Source organism: Enterobacter cloacae complex sp. 418I7 (genome assembly GCF_050030705.1).
Classification (GTDB): domain Bacteria; phylum Pseudomonadota; class Gammaproteobacteria; order Enterobacterales; family Enterobacteriaceae; genus Enterobacter; species Enterobacter intestinihominis.
The window spans coordinates 3,412,557-3,426,176 of sequence record NZ_JBLGUU010000001.1 but is presented as its reverse complement, the minus strand read 5'-3'; the positions used below and the strand labels follow the sequence as shown (position 1 = coordinate 3,426,176).

General features: G+C 53.6%; 16 protein-coding genes and 1 other annotated feature. Of the genes, 9 read left to right on the top strand and 7 right to left on the bottom strand.

Annotation, left to right across the window (positions count from 1 at the left end):
* Nucleotides 1–18 precede the first annotated feature (18 nt).
* From trmD to ACQG0S_RS16450, 4 genes are all read left to right on the top strand, one after another.
* Nucleotides 19–786: a tRNA (guanosine(37)-N1)-methyltransferase TrmD gene (gene trmD, locus ACQG0S_RS16465; protein WP_003863138.1), complete on the top strand. Its 768-nt coding sequence runs from the start codon at nucleotides 19–21 to the stop codon at nucleotides 784–786.
* A 43-nt stretch (nucleotides 787–829) separates the two neighbouring features.
* Nucleotides 830–1,177, top strand: a complete 348-nt coding sequence (gene rplS, locus ACQG0S_RS16460) for a 50S ribosomal protein L19 (RefSeq protein WP_002914145.1) — start codon at nucleotides 830–832, stop codon at nucleotides 1,175–1,177.
* Between the two features lie 132 nt (nucleotides 1,178–1,309).
* Nucleotides 1,310–1,714, top strand: a complete 405-nt coding sequence (locus tag ACQG0S_RS16455) for a DUF2946 domain-containing protein (RefSeq protein WP_022649065.1) — start codon at nucleotides 1,310–1,312, stop codon at nucleotides 1,712–1,714.
* A gap of 38 nt (nucleotides 1,715–1,752) precedes the next feature.
* Nucleotides 1,753–3,123, top strand: coding sequence for a PepSY-associated TM helix domain-containing protein (locus tag ACQG0S_RS16450; RefSeq protein ID WP_048965916.1), 1,371 nt, complete (start codon nucleotides 1,753–1,755; stop codon nucleotides 3,121–3,123).
* A 2-nt stretch (nucleotides 3,124–3,125) separates the two neighbouring features.
* On the opposite strand, the gene ACQG0S_RS16445 is transcribed toward ACQG0S_RS16450, so the two are convergent.
* Genes ACQG0S_RS16445 through ACQG0S_RS16435 form a run of 3 tightly spaced genes read right to left on the bottom strand, consistent with a single transcriptional unit; the run spans nucleotide 3,126 to nucleotide 5,370 of the window.
* Nucleotides 3,126–3,608: an OmpA family protein gene (locus ACQG0S_RS16445; RefSeq protein ID WP_023298405.1), complete on the bottom strand. Its 483-nt coding sequence runs from the start codon at nucleotides 3,606–3,608 to the stop codon at nucleotides 3,126–3,128.
* 12 nt (nucleotides 3,609–3,620) lie between these two features.
* On the bottom strand, nucleotides 3,621–4,841 hold the full coding sequence (gene dgcN, locus ACQG0S_RS16440) for a diguanylate cyclase DgcN (protein ID WP_045308387.1): 1,221 nt from the start codon (nucleotides 4,839–4,841) through the stop codon (nucleotides 3,621–3,623).
* Entirely contained in the window at nucleotides 4,834–5,370 is a 537-nt protein-coding gene (locus ACQG0S_RS16435; RefSeq protein ID WP_048965962.1) for a YfiR family protein, read from the bottom strand. The genes dgcN and ACQG0S_RS16435 overlap by 8 nt, the downstream gene beginning before the upstream one ends.
* Nucleotides 5,371–5,848: 478 nt before the next feature.
* Between ACQG0S_RS16435 and aroF the strand changes: the two genes are divergently transcribed.
* From aroF to ACQG0S_RS16420, 3 genes are read left to right on the top strand one after another with little or no spacing between them, the layout of a single operon-like run.
* Entirely contained in the window at nucleotides 5,849–6,919 is a 1,071-nt protein-coding gene (aroF, locus tag ACQG0S_RS16430) for a 3-deoxy-7-phosphoheptulonate synthase AroF (RefSeq protein ID WP_006811632.1), read from the top strand.
* 10 nt (nucleotides 6,920–6,929) lie between these two features.
* Nucleotides 6,930–8,051 (top strand): bifunctional chorismate mutase/prephenate dehydrogenase, encoded by a 1,122-nt coding sequence (tyrA, locus tag ACQG0S_RS16425; protein WP_426750593.1) that lies wholly within the window; start codon nucleotides 6,930–6,932, stop codon nucleotides 8,049–8,051.
* 60 nt (nucleotides 8,052–8,111) lie between these two features.
* Nucleotides 8,112–8,984, top strand: a complete 873-nt coding sequence (locus ACQG0S_RS16420; protein ID WP_048965915.1) for an SMP-30/gluconolactonase/LRE family protein — start codon at nucleotides 8,112–8,114, stop codon at nucleotides 8,982–8,984.
* Here ACQG0S_RS16420 and pheA read toward each other — a convergent pair.
* From pheA to bamD, 4 genes are all read right to left on the bottom strand, one after another.
* Nucleotides 8,981–10,141 carry a bifunctional chorismate mutase/prephenate dehydratase gene (pheA, locus tag ACQG0S_RS16415; protein ID WP_023306733.1) on the bottom strand — a complete coding sequence of 387 codons (1,161 nt, stop codon included), beginning with the start codon at nucleotides 10,139–10,141 and terminating at the stop codon, nucleotides 8,981–8,983. The genes ACQG0S_RS16420 and pheA overlap by 4 nt on opposite strands.
* A gap of 30 nt (nucleotides 10,142–10,171) precedes the next feature.
* Nucleotides 10,172–10,297: a sequence feature (Phe leader region), on the bottom strand.
* Nucleotides 10,249–10,296: a pheA operon leader peptide PheL gene (gene pheL, locus ACQG0S_RS16410; protein ID WP_100229775.1), complete on the bottom strand. Its 48-nt coding sequence runs from the start codon at nucleotides 10,294–10,296 to the stop codon at nucleotides 10,249–10,251. It overlaps the preceding feature by 48 nt.
* A gap of 103 nt (nucleotides 10,298–10,400) precedes the next feature.
* Nucleotides 10,401–10,742, bottom strand: a complete 342-nt coding sequence (gene raiA, locus ACQG0S_RS16405) for a ribosome-associated translation inhibitor RaiA (RefSeq protein ID WP_006811628.1) — start codon at nucleotides 10,740–10,742, stop codon at nucleotides 10,401–10,403.
* Nucleotides 10,743–11,009: 267 nt separating this feature from the next.
* On the bottom strand, nucleotides 11,010–11,747 hold the full coding sequence (gene bamD / locus ACQG0S_RS16400) for an outer membrane protein assembly factor BamD (RefSeq protein ID WP_003863164.1): 738 nt from the start codon (nucleotides 11,745–11,747) through the stop codon (nucleotides 11,010–11,012).
* Between the two features lie 131 nt (nucleotides 11,748–11,878).
* Between bamD and rluD the strand changes: the two genes are divergently transcribed.
* Together rluD and yfiH are read left to right on the top strand one after the other, a co-directional pair.
* Entirely contained in the window at nucleotides 11,879–12,859 is a 981-nt protein-coding gene (gene rluD, locus ACQG0S_RS16395) for a 23S rRNA pseudouridine(1911/1915/1917) synthase RluD (RefSeq protein ID WP_022649057.1), read from the top strand.
* The gene (yfiH, locus tag ACQG0S_RS16390; RefSeq protein WP_045308385.1) at nucleotides 12,856–13,587 is read left to right on the top strand and encodes a purine nucleoside phosphorylase YfiH; all 732 of its coding nucleotides are present in this window, start codon (nucleotides 12,856–12,858) and stop codon (nucleotides 13,585–13,587) included. The genes rluD and yfiH overlap by 4 nt, the downstream gene beginning before the upstream one ends.
* The last annotated feature ends 33 nt before the right edge of the window (nucleotides 13,588–13,620 follow it).

Genomic DNA, 13,620 nt, shown 5'->3' with positions numbered 1-13,620 from the left:
ACGGTAAAAGACGGCGCTATGTGGATTGGCATAATTAGCCTGTTTCCTGAAATGTTCCGCGCGATTACCGATTACGGGGTAACTGGCCGGGCAGTAAAGAATGGCCTGCTGAGCATCCAGAGCTGGAGTCCTCGTGACTTCACGCATGACCGGCACCGTACCGTGGACGATCGTCCTTACGGCGGCGGACCGGGGATGTTGATGATGGTGCAACCCTTACGGGACGCCATTCACACAGCAAAAGCCGCGGCAGGTGAAGGCGCGAAGGTGATTTATCTGTCACCTCAGGGACGCAAGCTTGATCAAGCGGGCGTGAGCGAACTGGCGACGAATCAAAAGCTGATTCTGGTCTGTGGTCGCTACGAAGGGATAGATGAGCGCGTAATTCAAACCGAGATTGACGAAGAATGGTCTATCGGCGATTACGTTCTCAGCGGTGGTGAGCTACCAGCAATGACGTTGATTGACTCCGTCGCCCGGTTTATTCCGGGGGTTCTGGGCCATGAGGCTTCGGCAACGGAAGATTCCTTTGCCGATGGATTGCTGGACTGTCCACACTATACTCGTCCTGAAGTGTTAGAAGGGATGGAAGTCCCGGCAGTGTTACTGTCTGGAAACCATGCCGAGATACGTCGCTGGCGTTTGAAGCAGTCGCTGGGCCGGACCTGGCTTAGAAGACCTGAACTTCTGGAAAACCTGGCTCTGACTGAAGAGCAAGCAAAGTTGCTGGCCGAGTTCAAAACCGAACACGCGCACCAGCAGCATGAACATGATGGGAAAGCGTAATACGCTCCCGAATATCAGTTTACCCAGGATAAGAGATTAAATTATGAGCAACATTATTAAGCAACTTGAACAAGAGCAGATGAAGCAGGACGTACCTTCCTTCCGTCCAGGTGACACCGTGGAAGTGAAAGTATGGGTTGTTGAAGGTTCCAAAAAACGTCTGCAGGCATTCGAGGGCGTGGTTATCGCTATTCGTAACCGCGGTCTGCACTCTGCATTCACTGTTCGTAAAATTTCCAACGGCGAAGGCGTTGAGCGTGTCTTCCAGACTCACTCTCCGGTAGTTGACAGCATTGCTGTTAAACGTCGTGGTGCTGTACGTAAAGCTAAACTGTACTACCTGCGTGAGCGTACTGGTAAGTCTGCTCGTATTAAAGAGCGTCTGAACTAAGATTCGCTTAAGCGACATCCTGTCAGAAAGGGCTGGCCGAAAGGCTGGCCCTTTTTTTATCCCATCGCACCTCTCGCGTTAACCCTTCCGTCATAAATCATTTACAATGTTCGCCTCTTGGGGGGAGGGTAAGTGGATAACGTACTGCATCAGCATAGCTGGAAACGCGCAGCGGCATTGACCGCGCTGTTTGCGATCCTGCTGATCGTCGTGGCGCCGCTGATCTCCGTCTCGCTGCAAAAAGATCCCATGAGCGCCATGCCGGGCATGCACCATGACATGAGCATGATGTCGATGGACGAGCATCATGGGGATATGCCGCATTCCATGCCAGTTGACCATGCGGAAGCCTGCGGCTACTGCGTGCTGTTAGCGCATGTGCCGGGCGTGATGCTGGCGCTTATCGTTCTGCTCAGCGTGGTGTTGCAGCGGCTGCGCATGAAGCCGCCTCGTCAGGCGGTCAGCCACTGGCACTTTTTCCCCTGGCTTTACCCCGATACCCGCGCGCCGCCGCGTCGGTCTGCTTTCTCCCTTTAAAACAAAATCACTCACTTTTTGCCTTAAAAAGGAAAAGTATGACTACCTGCACTCCGCGCGCGGCATGGGGAAACCTGCTGCGTCGCCTCCATTTCTATATCGGGCTGTTTGTTGGTCCGTTTATTTTCTTCGCAGCGCTGACCGGTACGCTGTATGTCGCCACGCCGCAGCTTGAAAATGCGCTGTACCATCATGCACTCCACACGGATGCCGTGGGTGAGGCGCAGCCTCTTGCTGCACAAATTGCCGCGGCCGAAAAGGCCGTAGAATCAGATCTGCGTCTGCATGCCGTTCGTCCGGGGCTGGAAGAGGGCGAAACGACCCGCGTGATGTTTGCCGACCCGGCGCTGAGTACCTCCGAGCATCGGGCTATTTTTATTGATCCCGCCAGCCTTGAGGTTCGAGGGGATATGACCGTATACGGCACCAGCGGGATTTTACCGCTGCGTCAGACTATCGATTATCTGCATACCTCGCTGATGCTGGGCAACCTCGGGCGCCTCTATAGCGAGTTAGCCGCCTCGTGGATGTGGGTTGCTGCCCTGGGCGGGATCGCGCTGTGGTTCTATACCCGACCGAAGCGCCGTATTAACAATCGTTTCCAGAATCGTCGTCGCCTGCATGTGATCTTAGGCTGGACGTTACTGGCGGGAATGCTGCTGTTCTCAGTCACCGGGTTAACCTGGTCACAATGGGCCGGTGGCAACGTCGATAAGCTGCGTGCAGAGATGAACTGGCTGACGCCGCAGGTAAACACCACCCTTTCCGGTGCGCCGGAAATGATGGATGAACACGCCGAACATCGTGGTCATCACGGCGGAATGTCGATGCCTGAAATGCCTGTTGTACTGTCGCTTTTTGACAGCGTATTGCAAGCCGCCCGCCAGTCAGGAATTGATGCGAACAACGTTGAGATCCGTCCGGCAAGCAGGGTCGACCAGGCCTGGACGGTGACGGAAATCGATCGCCGCTGGCCGACGCAGGTTGATGCCGTTGCCGTGGACCCTCAATCTCTGAATGTGCTGGACAGGACTCGCTTTGGGGATTTCCCGCTGATGGCTAAACTCACCCGCTGGGGCGTGGATTTCCATATGGGGATCCTGTTTGGTCTGGCAAATCAGCTGCTGCTCATCGCGTTTGGCGTTGCGCTGTGCGTGCTGATTATCTGGGGATACCGGATGTGGTGGATGCGTCGTCCTGCGACGTCAGCCGCGAACCCGGTACAGACGCTCTGTCAAAGCTGGCTGGCATTGCCGCTGTGGGGAAGGGGAGTGACGTTCATGATAAGCCTCCTGCTGGGGCTGGCGTTGCCGGTAATGGGCGTCAGTCTGGCGGTATTTATCGTGATTGACTGGCTGCGCTGGCGAGCGGCTTCAGGCGTGTCGCTCGCCGGCACATCCGCTAAATAGTCTTAAGGCGTGCTGATAACTACCGCAACACGGCGGTTTTCAGCGCGCCCTTGCGCAGTACGGTTGCTGCTGAGAGGGTATTTTTTGCCTAAACCCCGCGTAGTGAGGTTGCTGCGCGGGATGTTCGCGCCCTTCGCCCAGGCATCCGCTACAACATTGGCACGTTTTAACGAAAGCGCTTCGTTGTAGCTCTCTTCGCCATAGTTATCCGTATGGCCGTCCATCCGGGCGTGATTCAGACCGGTTGCCGCCAGACGTGAGGCCATAGTCTGGATCTGCGTTTCACTTTCCGGACGCAGTCTGGCGTCATTTTTATCAAACAGGATCTTATCCGACAGGCCCAGGGACCAGTCGCCATTCAGTTCGTTAAAGCCGTAGGACTTCATGGCCGCGATTTGCTCTGGTGTGAATTTACCCTCCGGCGTCTGGCACCCGGACATAACCAGAGATGCCAGTAACAACGGCGCGAAGTATCGCTTCAACATATCGTCTTCCTTTCAGGGTATTGTTTTCGAACGCTGGTTTTTGACCAGGTACATATTGCGATCGGCTTGCTCCAGTAATGCCTCGACGGAGGCATTTTCCCACGCCAGAGCAAAGCCAATGCTGAGTGACATTGATGCTGTGTGTCCGTTATGCAGATCAAACGGACGGATAAATTGCTGCGACAGCGCAGCGCAAATATATTCGACCTCACGCGCGGTGTGGACGCCATAAAGGATCATGGCAAACTCGTCGCCGCCAAGACGGTAAGACTGATGACGTTTTTCGCCAAATTCGACCATCCTTTTTGCGGCTTCGATCAGTACGCAGTCACCCGCGGCATGGCCCCAGGTGTCGTTAATAAACTTGAAGTTATCACCGTCCAGGAAGAGCAGGGCAGAATTGGTCTTTGCCGAAGCGTCATTCATTAAGGCCGCAATGTTGTTGCGAAACGCGGCGCGGTTTGCAAGCCCCGTGAGCGGATCGTGCATGGCGGTACGCAACAGTTGAGCGTTTTTCGCCTGTAGCTTGAGCTGCCACTCTTCCATTTCATCCAGCAGGCTGTTGAAGTCTTCACCAAACTGGTGGAACTCTTCAATGCGGCCTTCCGTTACCCGGCGAGAGAAGTTGCGGTTGGTACGGACGTCATGCACAACGTCAGTGATGTTTTGCATTTCAACAACCATGCCATGATGTAGCGAGCGGGTGATGGTCAATGCGACGGCAGAGGCAAAAAGAATGCAGCCGGTGAGGACCGCAAATGAGAGCCAGATAAAGTGGCTAATCAGGCTGTCTCGTGCGGTCAGACGAATTTCGCCAATCACATTACCGTTATGTATGATGGGCTGTGCGACAGGAACAGGGAACAACCACCGGTTGACCAGCGCGCCCAGCGTGTCGGTATTATCCGCCGGGTTCCACGACCACCAGGCAAACCGTTTATGATGTGCATTAAGCACTTCCGCCACAGCAAATTGCCCCTGCTTGCCGAGGGTCGCCAGCGTTTCATTTGCCGCCACGGCATCGTTGAACACCAGAGAAGCCTCAAGGCTGTGGCTCATGGTGGCGCCGGTGAGTTCGAGGTTTTTTTGCGCGTATTGCTTTAATGTCACCACGGAAGCGAAACACAGCAGCAACCATATAAACGTCATCGTTATAATGACGCTTATCATGCTGATTCGCCGCAACGTTCTTTTAAACGTCGGACGCGGTGTTGGTGTGACTTCCTTATTCATGCTTCTTATTCCGTGCGAGCATTAATACATCCGGATTGACTCTTACGCCACTGCGCGTCAGCGCATCCAGATTTACGGAAAACCTGACCTTGTTGTGCTCTATTATCAGACAAAATGCGCTGCCAATAACGCATTCAGGATTTTGCTCTGACATTAATAGCAACGCCTGGCCCTGATATTGATTTATTATTTCCTGTTGTTTTGCCGGTGATTCGCTCCCGAAATAGAGGGCATCGCACCTTGCTGTGAGTGCTTCCCGATCGCTATGCACAATGACAGGACTATAGGGCAACGGGTTATTTACATCTTCACTGCTGAGCGCCTGTCTGTAACGGGAAGAGGCATAAATACAGAGCTTAGGCTGGCCGGAAAGTGCTGGCCATCGGGTGTAGCTTACAATACCAGAAACAATCGAACGTACCGATTTATCCGTTTCCGTGAGCGAGCCTGCCCTTACAGGGCTCACCAAAATGAACAGCATTAGCGCCAGGGGGAGGTGAAGCAAAGCGATCAAGAATGTATTTCTCATCAGAATCCGCCAAACCGCCCCGGAAATAGATGCCCTTATGAATTTCCGGCAGAATACCATTCTTTCTCAAAGCCGTCATTATGTCAGAAATATCCCTGTCTTGACCTAAGCTAAATCTTACAGAGCACGATATTCAAAGTAATTTAGGCAGGCTCAATTAAGTCTGCTGGAATTCATACTTTTATTCATTTTTTGTTGCCAGGATTTATGTAGCCACGCAACTTTCCCTCAATTCACCCGAGGATAATTAAGCTAACGGCCAGCGCCGGGATAGCGTGCCTGGTGTGAGCGTAGACTGGCGTTAAAAGCGCATGTGTAATTTTATGTTTACGATTTTAACCTGTGATTTGGCATTTAAATGGCTACTGTAAAATAATCTGTACGTATTTTGGATTGAAATCTTTACTTGATATGTTATCGTTGTGTCACCTCTTCGAGGAAAACCACTATCGCAAACGAGTTTTACAGGATCGCAATCATGCAAAAAGACGCGCTGAACAACGTACATATCACTGACGAACAGGTGTTAATCACCCCGGATCAACTGAAGGCGGAATTCCCGCTGAGCGTCGCGCAGGAAGCTCAGATTGAGCACTCTCGCCAGACCATTTCTGACATTATCGCAGGCCGCGATCCGCGCCTGCTGGTGGTATGTGGTCCTTGCTCCATTCACGATCCTGAAACCGCCATTGAGTACGCTCGTCGATTTAAAGCATTAGCGGAGGAGGTCAGCGATAGCCTCTATCTGGTGATGCGCGTCTATTTTGAAAAGCCACGTACTACGGTTGGCTGGAAAGGATTGATCAACGATCCGCACATGGATGGCTCGTTTGATGTGGAAGCGGGCCTGAAGATTGCGCGTCGCCTGCTGGTGGAGCTGGTCAGCATGGGGCTGCCGCTGGCAACCGAAGCGCTGGATCCGAACAGCCCGCAGTACCTCGGCGATCTGTTTAGCTGGTCTGCGATTGGGGCGCGCACCACCGAGTCACAAACCCACCGCGAGATGGCGTCTGGCCTGTCTATGCCGGTTGGTTTTAAAAACGGTACCGACGGCAGCCTGGCCACGGCGATTAACGCCATGCGCGCCGCCGCCATGCCCCATCGTTTTGTCGGGATCAACCAGGCGGGCCAGGTATGCCTGCTGCAAACGCAGGGCAATCCGGACGGGCATGTGATCCTGCGCGGTGGTAAAGCGCCAAACTACAGCCCGGCGGATGTCGCGCAGTGTGAAAAAGAGATGGAACAGGCGGGACTGCGTCCGGCGCTGATGGTAGATTGCAGTCATGGTAATTCGAATAAAGATTACCGTCGCCAGCCTGCGGTTGCAGAATCTGTGATTGCACAGATTAAAGATGGTAACCGTTCAATTATCGGCCTGATGATTGAAAGTAATATTCATGAAGGCAATCAGTCATCGGAACAGCCGCGTAGCGCGATGAAGCCCGGCGTCTCGGTCACGGATGCTTGCATCAGCTGGGAAACCACTGATGCGCTACTGCGTGAGATCCACAAAGATTTGAACGGCCAGCTGGCGACGCGTCTGGCATAAGAGGATAGTTATGGTTGCTGAATTGACCGCATTACGCGATCAAATTGATGAAGTGGATAAGGCGTTGCTGGACCTGCTGGCGCGCCGCATGGCACTGGTTGCTGAGGTCGGCGAAGTTAAAAGCAAATACGGCCTGCCAATTTACGTTCCGGAGCGTGAGGCCTCTATGCTCGCCTCCCGCCGTAAAGAGGCACAGGCGCTGGGCGTTTCACCGGACTTAATTGAAGATGTCCTGCGTCGTGTGATGCGGGAATCCTATTCCAGCGAAAACGACAAGGGCTTCAAAACTCTCTGTCCGTCGCTGCGTCCGGTGGTGATTGTCGGTGGCGGCGGCCAGATGGGGCGTCTGTTTGAAAAAATGCTGACGATTTCTGGCTATCAGGTGCGCATCCTGGAAAAAGAGGACTGGCCGCATGCGCCGGAACTCATGAAGGATGCCGGAATGGTTATCGTCAGCGTACCGATTCATGTGACGGAGCAGATTATCGCGAAACTTCCTCCGCTGCCGGAAGATTGCATTCTGGTGGATCTGGCGTCCGTTAAAAATGGCCCTCTACAGGCAATGCTGGCGGCGCACACCGGGCCCGTGCTTGGGTTACACCCGATGTTTGGCCCGGACAGCGGCAGCCTGGCGAAGCAGGTAGTGGTTTACTGCGACGGACGGCAGCCGGAAGCCTACCAGTGGTTCCTGGAACAGATCCAGGTCTGGGGAGCACGTTTGCACCGCATTAGCGCGGTAGAGCATGACCAGAACATGGCGTTTATTCAGGCGCTGCGCCACTTTGCAACCTTCGCCTATGGTCTGCACCTGGCGGAAGAGAACGTTCAGCTTGAACAATTGCTGGCGCTTTCCTCGCCAATCTATCGTCTGGAGCTGGCGATGGTCGGGCGACTGTTTGCCCAGGATCCACAGCTTTACGCCGACATCATCATGTCGTCTGAAAATAACCTGGCGCTGATCAAGCGCTACTATCAGCGTTTTGGCGAAGCGATCACCTTGCTGGAACACGGCGATAAACAAGCGTTTATCGACAGTTTCCGTAAAGTGGAGCACTGGTTCGGTGATTACGCCACGCGATTCCAGAGTGAAAGCCGCACGCTGTTGCGCCAGGCAAATGACAGTCGCCAGTAATCTGATGATGTATATACTAAAAGCCAGCAATGCTGGCTTTTTTCATTTTGGGGAACTGTCATGGCTGAACCGCAGCTGCTGTTGAACTATACCGGGCATCTGCCCGAATGCCCGACGTGGAGTGCTGAAGAGAAGGCGCTCTACTGGGCGGATATTCTGGAAGGGGAGATTCATCGGTACCATCTGCCCACCGCGGAACACTCGGTGCTCTCATTCCATGAAGAAGTTGGGTGTTTTGCCCTGCGTGAACGCGGCGGATTTATCGTCGCGATGCGAAACGCCATCTGGCTGACCGATAAACACGGCCTGCTCCAGCGTAAGGTTTGCGATAACCCGTCCAACCCGCAGCTTGCACGCTTTAACGATGGAGGCACCGACCATCAGGGACGGTTTTATGCGGGCACGTTCTGGGGGCTGGGAGATTATAACGGCGCCATGTTGATGCGTATCGACAACGACCTGACACCGAAAGTGATCCAGTGCGATATTCAGGGGCATAACGGTTTAGCGTTTAGTCCTGACAAACGGTGGATGTTTACTTCTGATACGCCGAACGGTGTGATTTACCGTACGCCGCTTGATGAGCAGGGGGAACCCGGTAAGCGCGAAGAGTTTCGCCGTTTTAGTGAGGGAGACGGTATACCCGACGGAGCGGCAATGGATGAGGAAGGCTGCTACTGGAGCGCACTGTTTGACGGCTGGCGTATCGCACGGTTTTCACCGCAAGGCGAACAGCTGGAAGAATACCGGCTGCCGGTACGCTGCCCGACAATGGTCTGCTTTGGCGGCGACGATATGAAAACGCTGTTTATCACCACCACGCGGGAAAATATGGAGGCGGAGGAGCTGGCGAAATACCCGCTTTCCGGTGCCATCTTCACCCTGCCTGTAAATGTGGCAGGGATGAAGAAAAGCCGCTTTATCGAACATTAAGCCGGATCGACCGGGACCACGTTTTCGCTCGGATAGCAGCCCAGTACTTTCATGGAGCGTGTGATCTCGCCCAGTTCGCGCAGGGCTTTCTGCATGGATGCAGACTCCAGGTTGGCCTGAACGTCGAGATAGAACATCTCTTCCCACGGGTTGCCATGTATTGGGCGGGATTCCAGCTTCGTCATGATCAGGTTGTGATTACGCAGCACCAGCAGCGCTTCAACCAGCGCACCCGCCTGCTGGCCGGTCGCCATCAGCAGGGTGGTTTTCGCCGGAACCTGGTCGGACACGTTGATGGCCTTGCGGGCAAGAACCACGAAACGGGTGATATTTTGCGTCTGGTTGGCCAGATTGCGTTCCAGCACCTGTAAGCCATACAGCGCGCCGCCCGCTTCGCTACCGAGTGCCGCGACGGCAGGAGAGTTTGCCTGCGCCACTTTTTCCATCGCCGCCGAGGTGCTTTCGGTGTACTCAATTTTCCAGTGCGGATAACGGTTCAGGAACTGGCTGCACTGCTGGAACGGCTGCGGGTGGCTGTACACCGTTTCAATCTGACTCAGATCGGTTGAGCCAGAGACCAGCACGCAGTGATCGATAGGAATAGTCAGCTCACCGACCAGCGACAGGCTGGTGTGCTGGAGCAGATCGTAAACATCGTTGATGGCGCCGGAACTGGTGTTCTCAATAGGCACCACGGCGTAATCTGCCTGGCCGGTTTCGACCTGGTTGAAGATGTCTGCAAATTTTGCACAACCGCTCTCAATGAACTCTTCGAAATGACGGGCTGCGTACTGGCGAGCCGCCAGGTGAGAATAAGAACCTTTCGGGCCGAGGAAAGCGATCCGAGCAGAGTGCGGGTTGGTTTTGTTCAGATGCTGCTGGAGCAGGGCCTGTTGCGTCAGAACGGAATCTTCAATGATGAGCTGGAACAGGCGGGTGATGTAGTGGGCATCAAGATGATGCGCTTTGCCGAGCTGTATCAACCGTTCCAGTAAATCACGCTCGCGATCGATATCGCGCACCGGCCGATGAGAATCCAGCTTGGCTTTGCCAACTTCAATGGCGAGCGCGCGGCGTTCTGCCAGCAGGGCCAGTAACTTTTCGTCGAGTGCACTGATTTTTACGCGTAAATCCAGGAGCGGGTTTTCCGGTGTCATAGTGTTGTCTGTCTCATTTTATCGTTATCAATAAAAAAGGCCTCCCGGTGTGGGAGGCCTTGTTGTTCGTCTTCGCATTCTTTATCACACGACGAAACGCCTCCCGGTCAGGGGAAGGTAAAAAAGAATGCGAAGAAAAACGGCGTCTGTTTCATTAGGTCATCCTGAAATTGATAGGGTTAAAGTACCTGTACTGTTTTGATCCTGTCAATAAAAAACGCGCCCGAAGGCGCGTTGTCGGTACACTCAATTTAAAGGATTACTCTTCTTCAACTTCTTCCGCGAAGCTGGCGTCTTTCACCGATGTTGTGGCGCGACGGGCTTCACCTTTGTGTTGCACTTTATTGAGCTGCCGTTCCAGCTTGTTGATCAAATCGTTAATTGCGGTGTACATATCCTCGTGTTTAGCGCTGGCGACCAGATGGCCGTTTGGAGTATTGATAGTTGCATCAGCGACGAAACCCTGCGGCTCCTTGGACAGGATGATATGTGGATTAATCAAATGTGTTTGCCATTTATCCAGTTTGGCGAGACGGTCTGCGACGTGCTGGCGGATTGCCGGAGTAATTTCCATTTGTTTACTGGTAATGTTCATTGTCATAAATTTTACCTCTTGTCTTTCCGTCTTGGTGATTCCAGCATACCCGACCTAATGTCAAAATGTGTGATTTAGATCACGTTATTTTGTCGGTTTTTGTCAGGGAATCTTTTTTGTGAGGCAGGGCAGGAAGAGGTGAGATTTACCTTGTCGAAGCCAGCAATTGCGGTCATAGTTGACTGGATGTGTTGAAGCTAAACCGCTTCAGCGTAAGTCTGAAAGAATAAAAAAACGGCAGCCTGCGGGCTGCCGTTATGCGTTGTAGCGGTATCAGGTGTTGCTGCTGTTCGCGGCGATGATTTTCGCCACTTTGTCAGCCTGAGCCGTCATCTGCATCTGGCGATACGCATTCTCCATCAGCTTCAGGCCATCACGCGTGGCCTGGGTATCTGGATAATCACGCAGCATGCCTTCTACACGGTTAACCACGGCAACCCATGCGCCACGGCGAGTGTAGTATTCCGCGACGGAGTACTCGTATTTCGCCAGACGATCTTTCAGGAACACCAGACGCTTAGTGGCATCGGTAATGTACTGGCTGTTCGGGTAGCTACGCACCAGTTTGGAGAAGTCATTGAAAGCATCACGCGCATGTTGCGGGTCACGGTCAGAACGATCCACCCCGAAGAAGCCCTGCAATGCACTGTCATCCAGCGCCATGTTAGTCAGGCCGCGCATGTACATCACGTAATCGATGTTAGGATGGGTAGGGTTCAGACGCATGAAACGATCGATCGTTGCCTGAGCCAGCGGCAGATCGGCATTTTTATAGTAGGCGTAGATCAGATCTAACTGTACCTGCTGTGAATACGGACCAAACGGATAGCGATTATCCAACGCTTCCAGTTGCGTTATCGCCTGTTTCCAGTTACCGTCCTGCAACTTTTGTTGTGCAGTCGCATAGATTTCATTCGGCGGATTGTCAGGGACCTGTTCATTCGAACCGGAGCAGCCCACCAAAGCCAGGCTCAACGTGGCCGCTGCCACCAGATATTTCATGCGCGTCATGACGTTTTGACTTTCCTCAAATGTTTGTCCGGGAGAAACTCAGTTCCTGCTCCCGATTAAGACCAGCTACAATAGCACACTATATTAAACGGCAAAGCCGTAAAACCCAACGTTAAACGAAGAAGCAGTTTATGGCACAACGAGTAGAACTCACCGCAACAGTCTCCGAAAATCAGCTCGGTCAACGCTTAGATCAGGCTTTGGCCGAATTGTTCCCTGATTATTCGCGTTCACGTATAAAAGAATGGATCCTTGACCAGCGCGTGCTGGTAAACGGCAAGATCTGGGACAAACCAAAAGAGAAAGTGTTTGGTGGGGAAGCTGTCGCCATCAATGCTGAAATCGAAGAGGAAGTCCGCTTCGAGCCGCAGGATATCCCGCTGGATATCGTCTACGAAGATGACGATATTCTGGTCATCAATAAACCGCGTGACTTTGTTGTCCATCCGGGCGCGGGTAATCCTGACGGTACGGTACTTAACGCACTCCTTCATTATTACCCGCCGATAGCTGACGTACCGCGTGCCGGTATCGTTCACCGTCTGGATAAAGACACCACGGGTCTGATGGTGGTGGCGAAGACGATCCCCGCCCAGACTCGACTGGTGGAATCTTTGCAGCTGCGCGAAATCACCCGTGAGTATGAAGCGGTGGCGATTGGTCATATGACCTCTGGCGGCACGGTGGAAGAGCCGATTAGTCGTCATCCAACCAAGCGTACGCATATGTCCGTACACCCGATGGGTAAACCGGCGGTAACCCATTACCGCATCATGGAACATTTCCGTATTCATACGCGCCTGCGTCTGCGTCTGGAAACCGGGCGTACTCACCAGATCCGCGTGCACATGGCGCATATTACCCATCCGCTGGTGGGTGACCCTGTTTACGGCGGTCGTCCGCGTCCACCAAAGGGCGCATCGGATGAATTCATCTCCGTGCTGCGTAAATTCGATCGCCAGGCGCTGCATGCGACGATGCTACGTCTTTACCACCCAATCACCGGAATTCAGATGGAATGGCATGCGCCTATCCCACAGGATATGGTGGAACTTATCGACGCGATGCGCGCAGATTTCGAAGAACATAAGGATCACGTGGACTGGTTATGACCAAACTGATTGTCCCGGAGTGGCCGCTGCCTGAAGGCGTGGCCGCCTGTAGCTCGACCCGTATCGGTGGCGTGAGCCAGGGTGCGTGGGCGTCTTTGAACCTCGGTGCGCACTGTGGCGATAACCTGGAGCACGTCGAAGAGAACCGTAAACGCCTCTTTGCTGCGGGAAACCTTCCTTCAAAACCGGTCTGGCTTGAGCAGGTGCACGGTAAAGCGGTGCTGAAGCTTACGGGTGAGCCCTATGCGTCTAAACGCGCCGATGCTTCGTACAGCAATACGCCGGGAACGGTTTGCGCGGTGATGACCGCTGATTGCCTGCCGGTGTTGTTTTGTAACCGTGCCGGTACGGAGATTGCAGCAGCGCATGCGGGCTGGCGTGGCCTGTGTGAAGGCGTACTTGAAGAGACCGTTGCCTGCTTCCAGGACGATTCTGCAAATCTCATCGCCTGGCTTGGCCCGGCGATTGGCCCGCAGGCATTTGAAGTGGGGCCTGAGGTTCGGCAAGCTTTTATGGAAAAAGATCCTCAGGCGGTTAATGCGTTTGTGGCGTCCGGCGATAAATATCTGGCCGATATTTATCAGCTTGCCCGCCAGCGCCTTAATAATGTCGGCGTGACCCAGATCTTTGGCGGAGATCGCTGTACATTCACCGAAAAGGGTGATTTTTTCTCCTATCGCCGTGACAAGACGACAGGCCGTATGGCAAGTTTCATTTGGCTGATATAACCTAAAGAATCAAGACGATCCGGTACGCGCCGT

Bases quoted from the DNA above. Each gene is read 5' to 3' on its own strand.
- trmD (WP_003863138.1), top strand. From the start codon at position 19: ATGTGGATTGGCATAATTAGCCTGTTTCCTGAAATGTTCCGCGCGATT.
- rplS (WP_002914145.1), top strand. From the start codon at position 830: ATGAGCAACATTATTAAGCAACTTGAACAAGAGCAGATGAAGCAGGAC.
- ACQG0S_RS16450 (WP_048965916.1), top strand. From the start codon at position 1,753: ATGACTACCTGCACTCCGCGCGCGGCATGGGGAAACCTGCTGCGTCGC.
- ACQG0S_RS16445 (WP_023298405.1), bottom strand. From the start codon at position 3,608: ATGTTGAAGCGATACTTCGCGCCGTTGTTACTGGCATCTCTGGTTATG.
- dgcN (WP_045308387.1), bottom strand. From the start codon at position 4,841: ATGAATAAGGAAGTCACACCAACACCGCGTCCGACGTTTAAAAGAACG.
- ACQG0S_RS16435 (WP_048965962.1), bottom strand. From the start codon at position 5,370: ATGAGAAATACATTCTTGATCGCTTTGCTTCACCTCCCCCTGGCGCTA.
- aroF (WP_006811632.1), top strand. From the start codon at position 5,849: ATGCAAAAAGACGCGCTGAACAACGTACATATCACTGACGAACAGGTG.
- tyrA (WP_426750593.1), top strand. From the start codon at position 6,930: ATGGTTGCTGAATTGACCGCATTACGCGATCAAATTGATGAAGTGGAT.
- ACQG0S_RS16420 (WP_048965915.1), top strand. From the start codon at position 8,112: ATGGCTGAACCGCAGCTGCTGTTGAACTATACCGGGCATCTGCCCGAA.
- pheA (WP_023306733.1), bottom strand. From the start codon at position 10,141: ATGACACCGGAAAACCCGCTCCTGGATTTACGCGTAAAAATCAGTGCA.
- raiA (WP_006811628.1), bottom strand. From the start codon at position 10,742: ATGACAATGAACATTACCAGTAAACAAATGGAAATTACTCCGGCAATC.
- bamD (WP_003863164.1), bottom strand. From the start codon at position 11,747: ATGACGCGCATGAAATATCTGGTGGCAGCGGCCACGTTGAGCCTGGCT.
- rluD (WP_022649057.1), top strand. From the start codon at position 11,879: ATGGCACAACGAGTAGAACTCACCGCAACAGTCTCCGAAAATCAGCTC.
- yfiH (WP_045308385.1), top strand. From the start codon at position 12,856: ATGACCAAACTGATTGTCCCGGAGTGGCCGCTGCCTGAAGGCGTGGCC.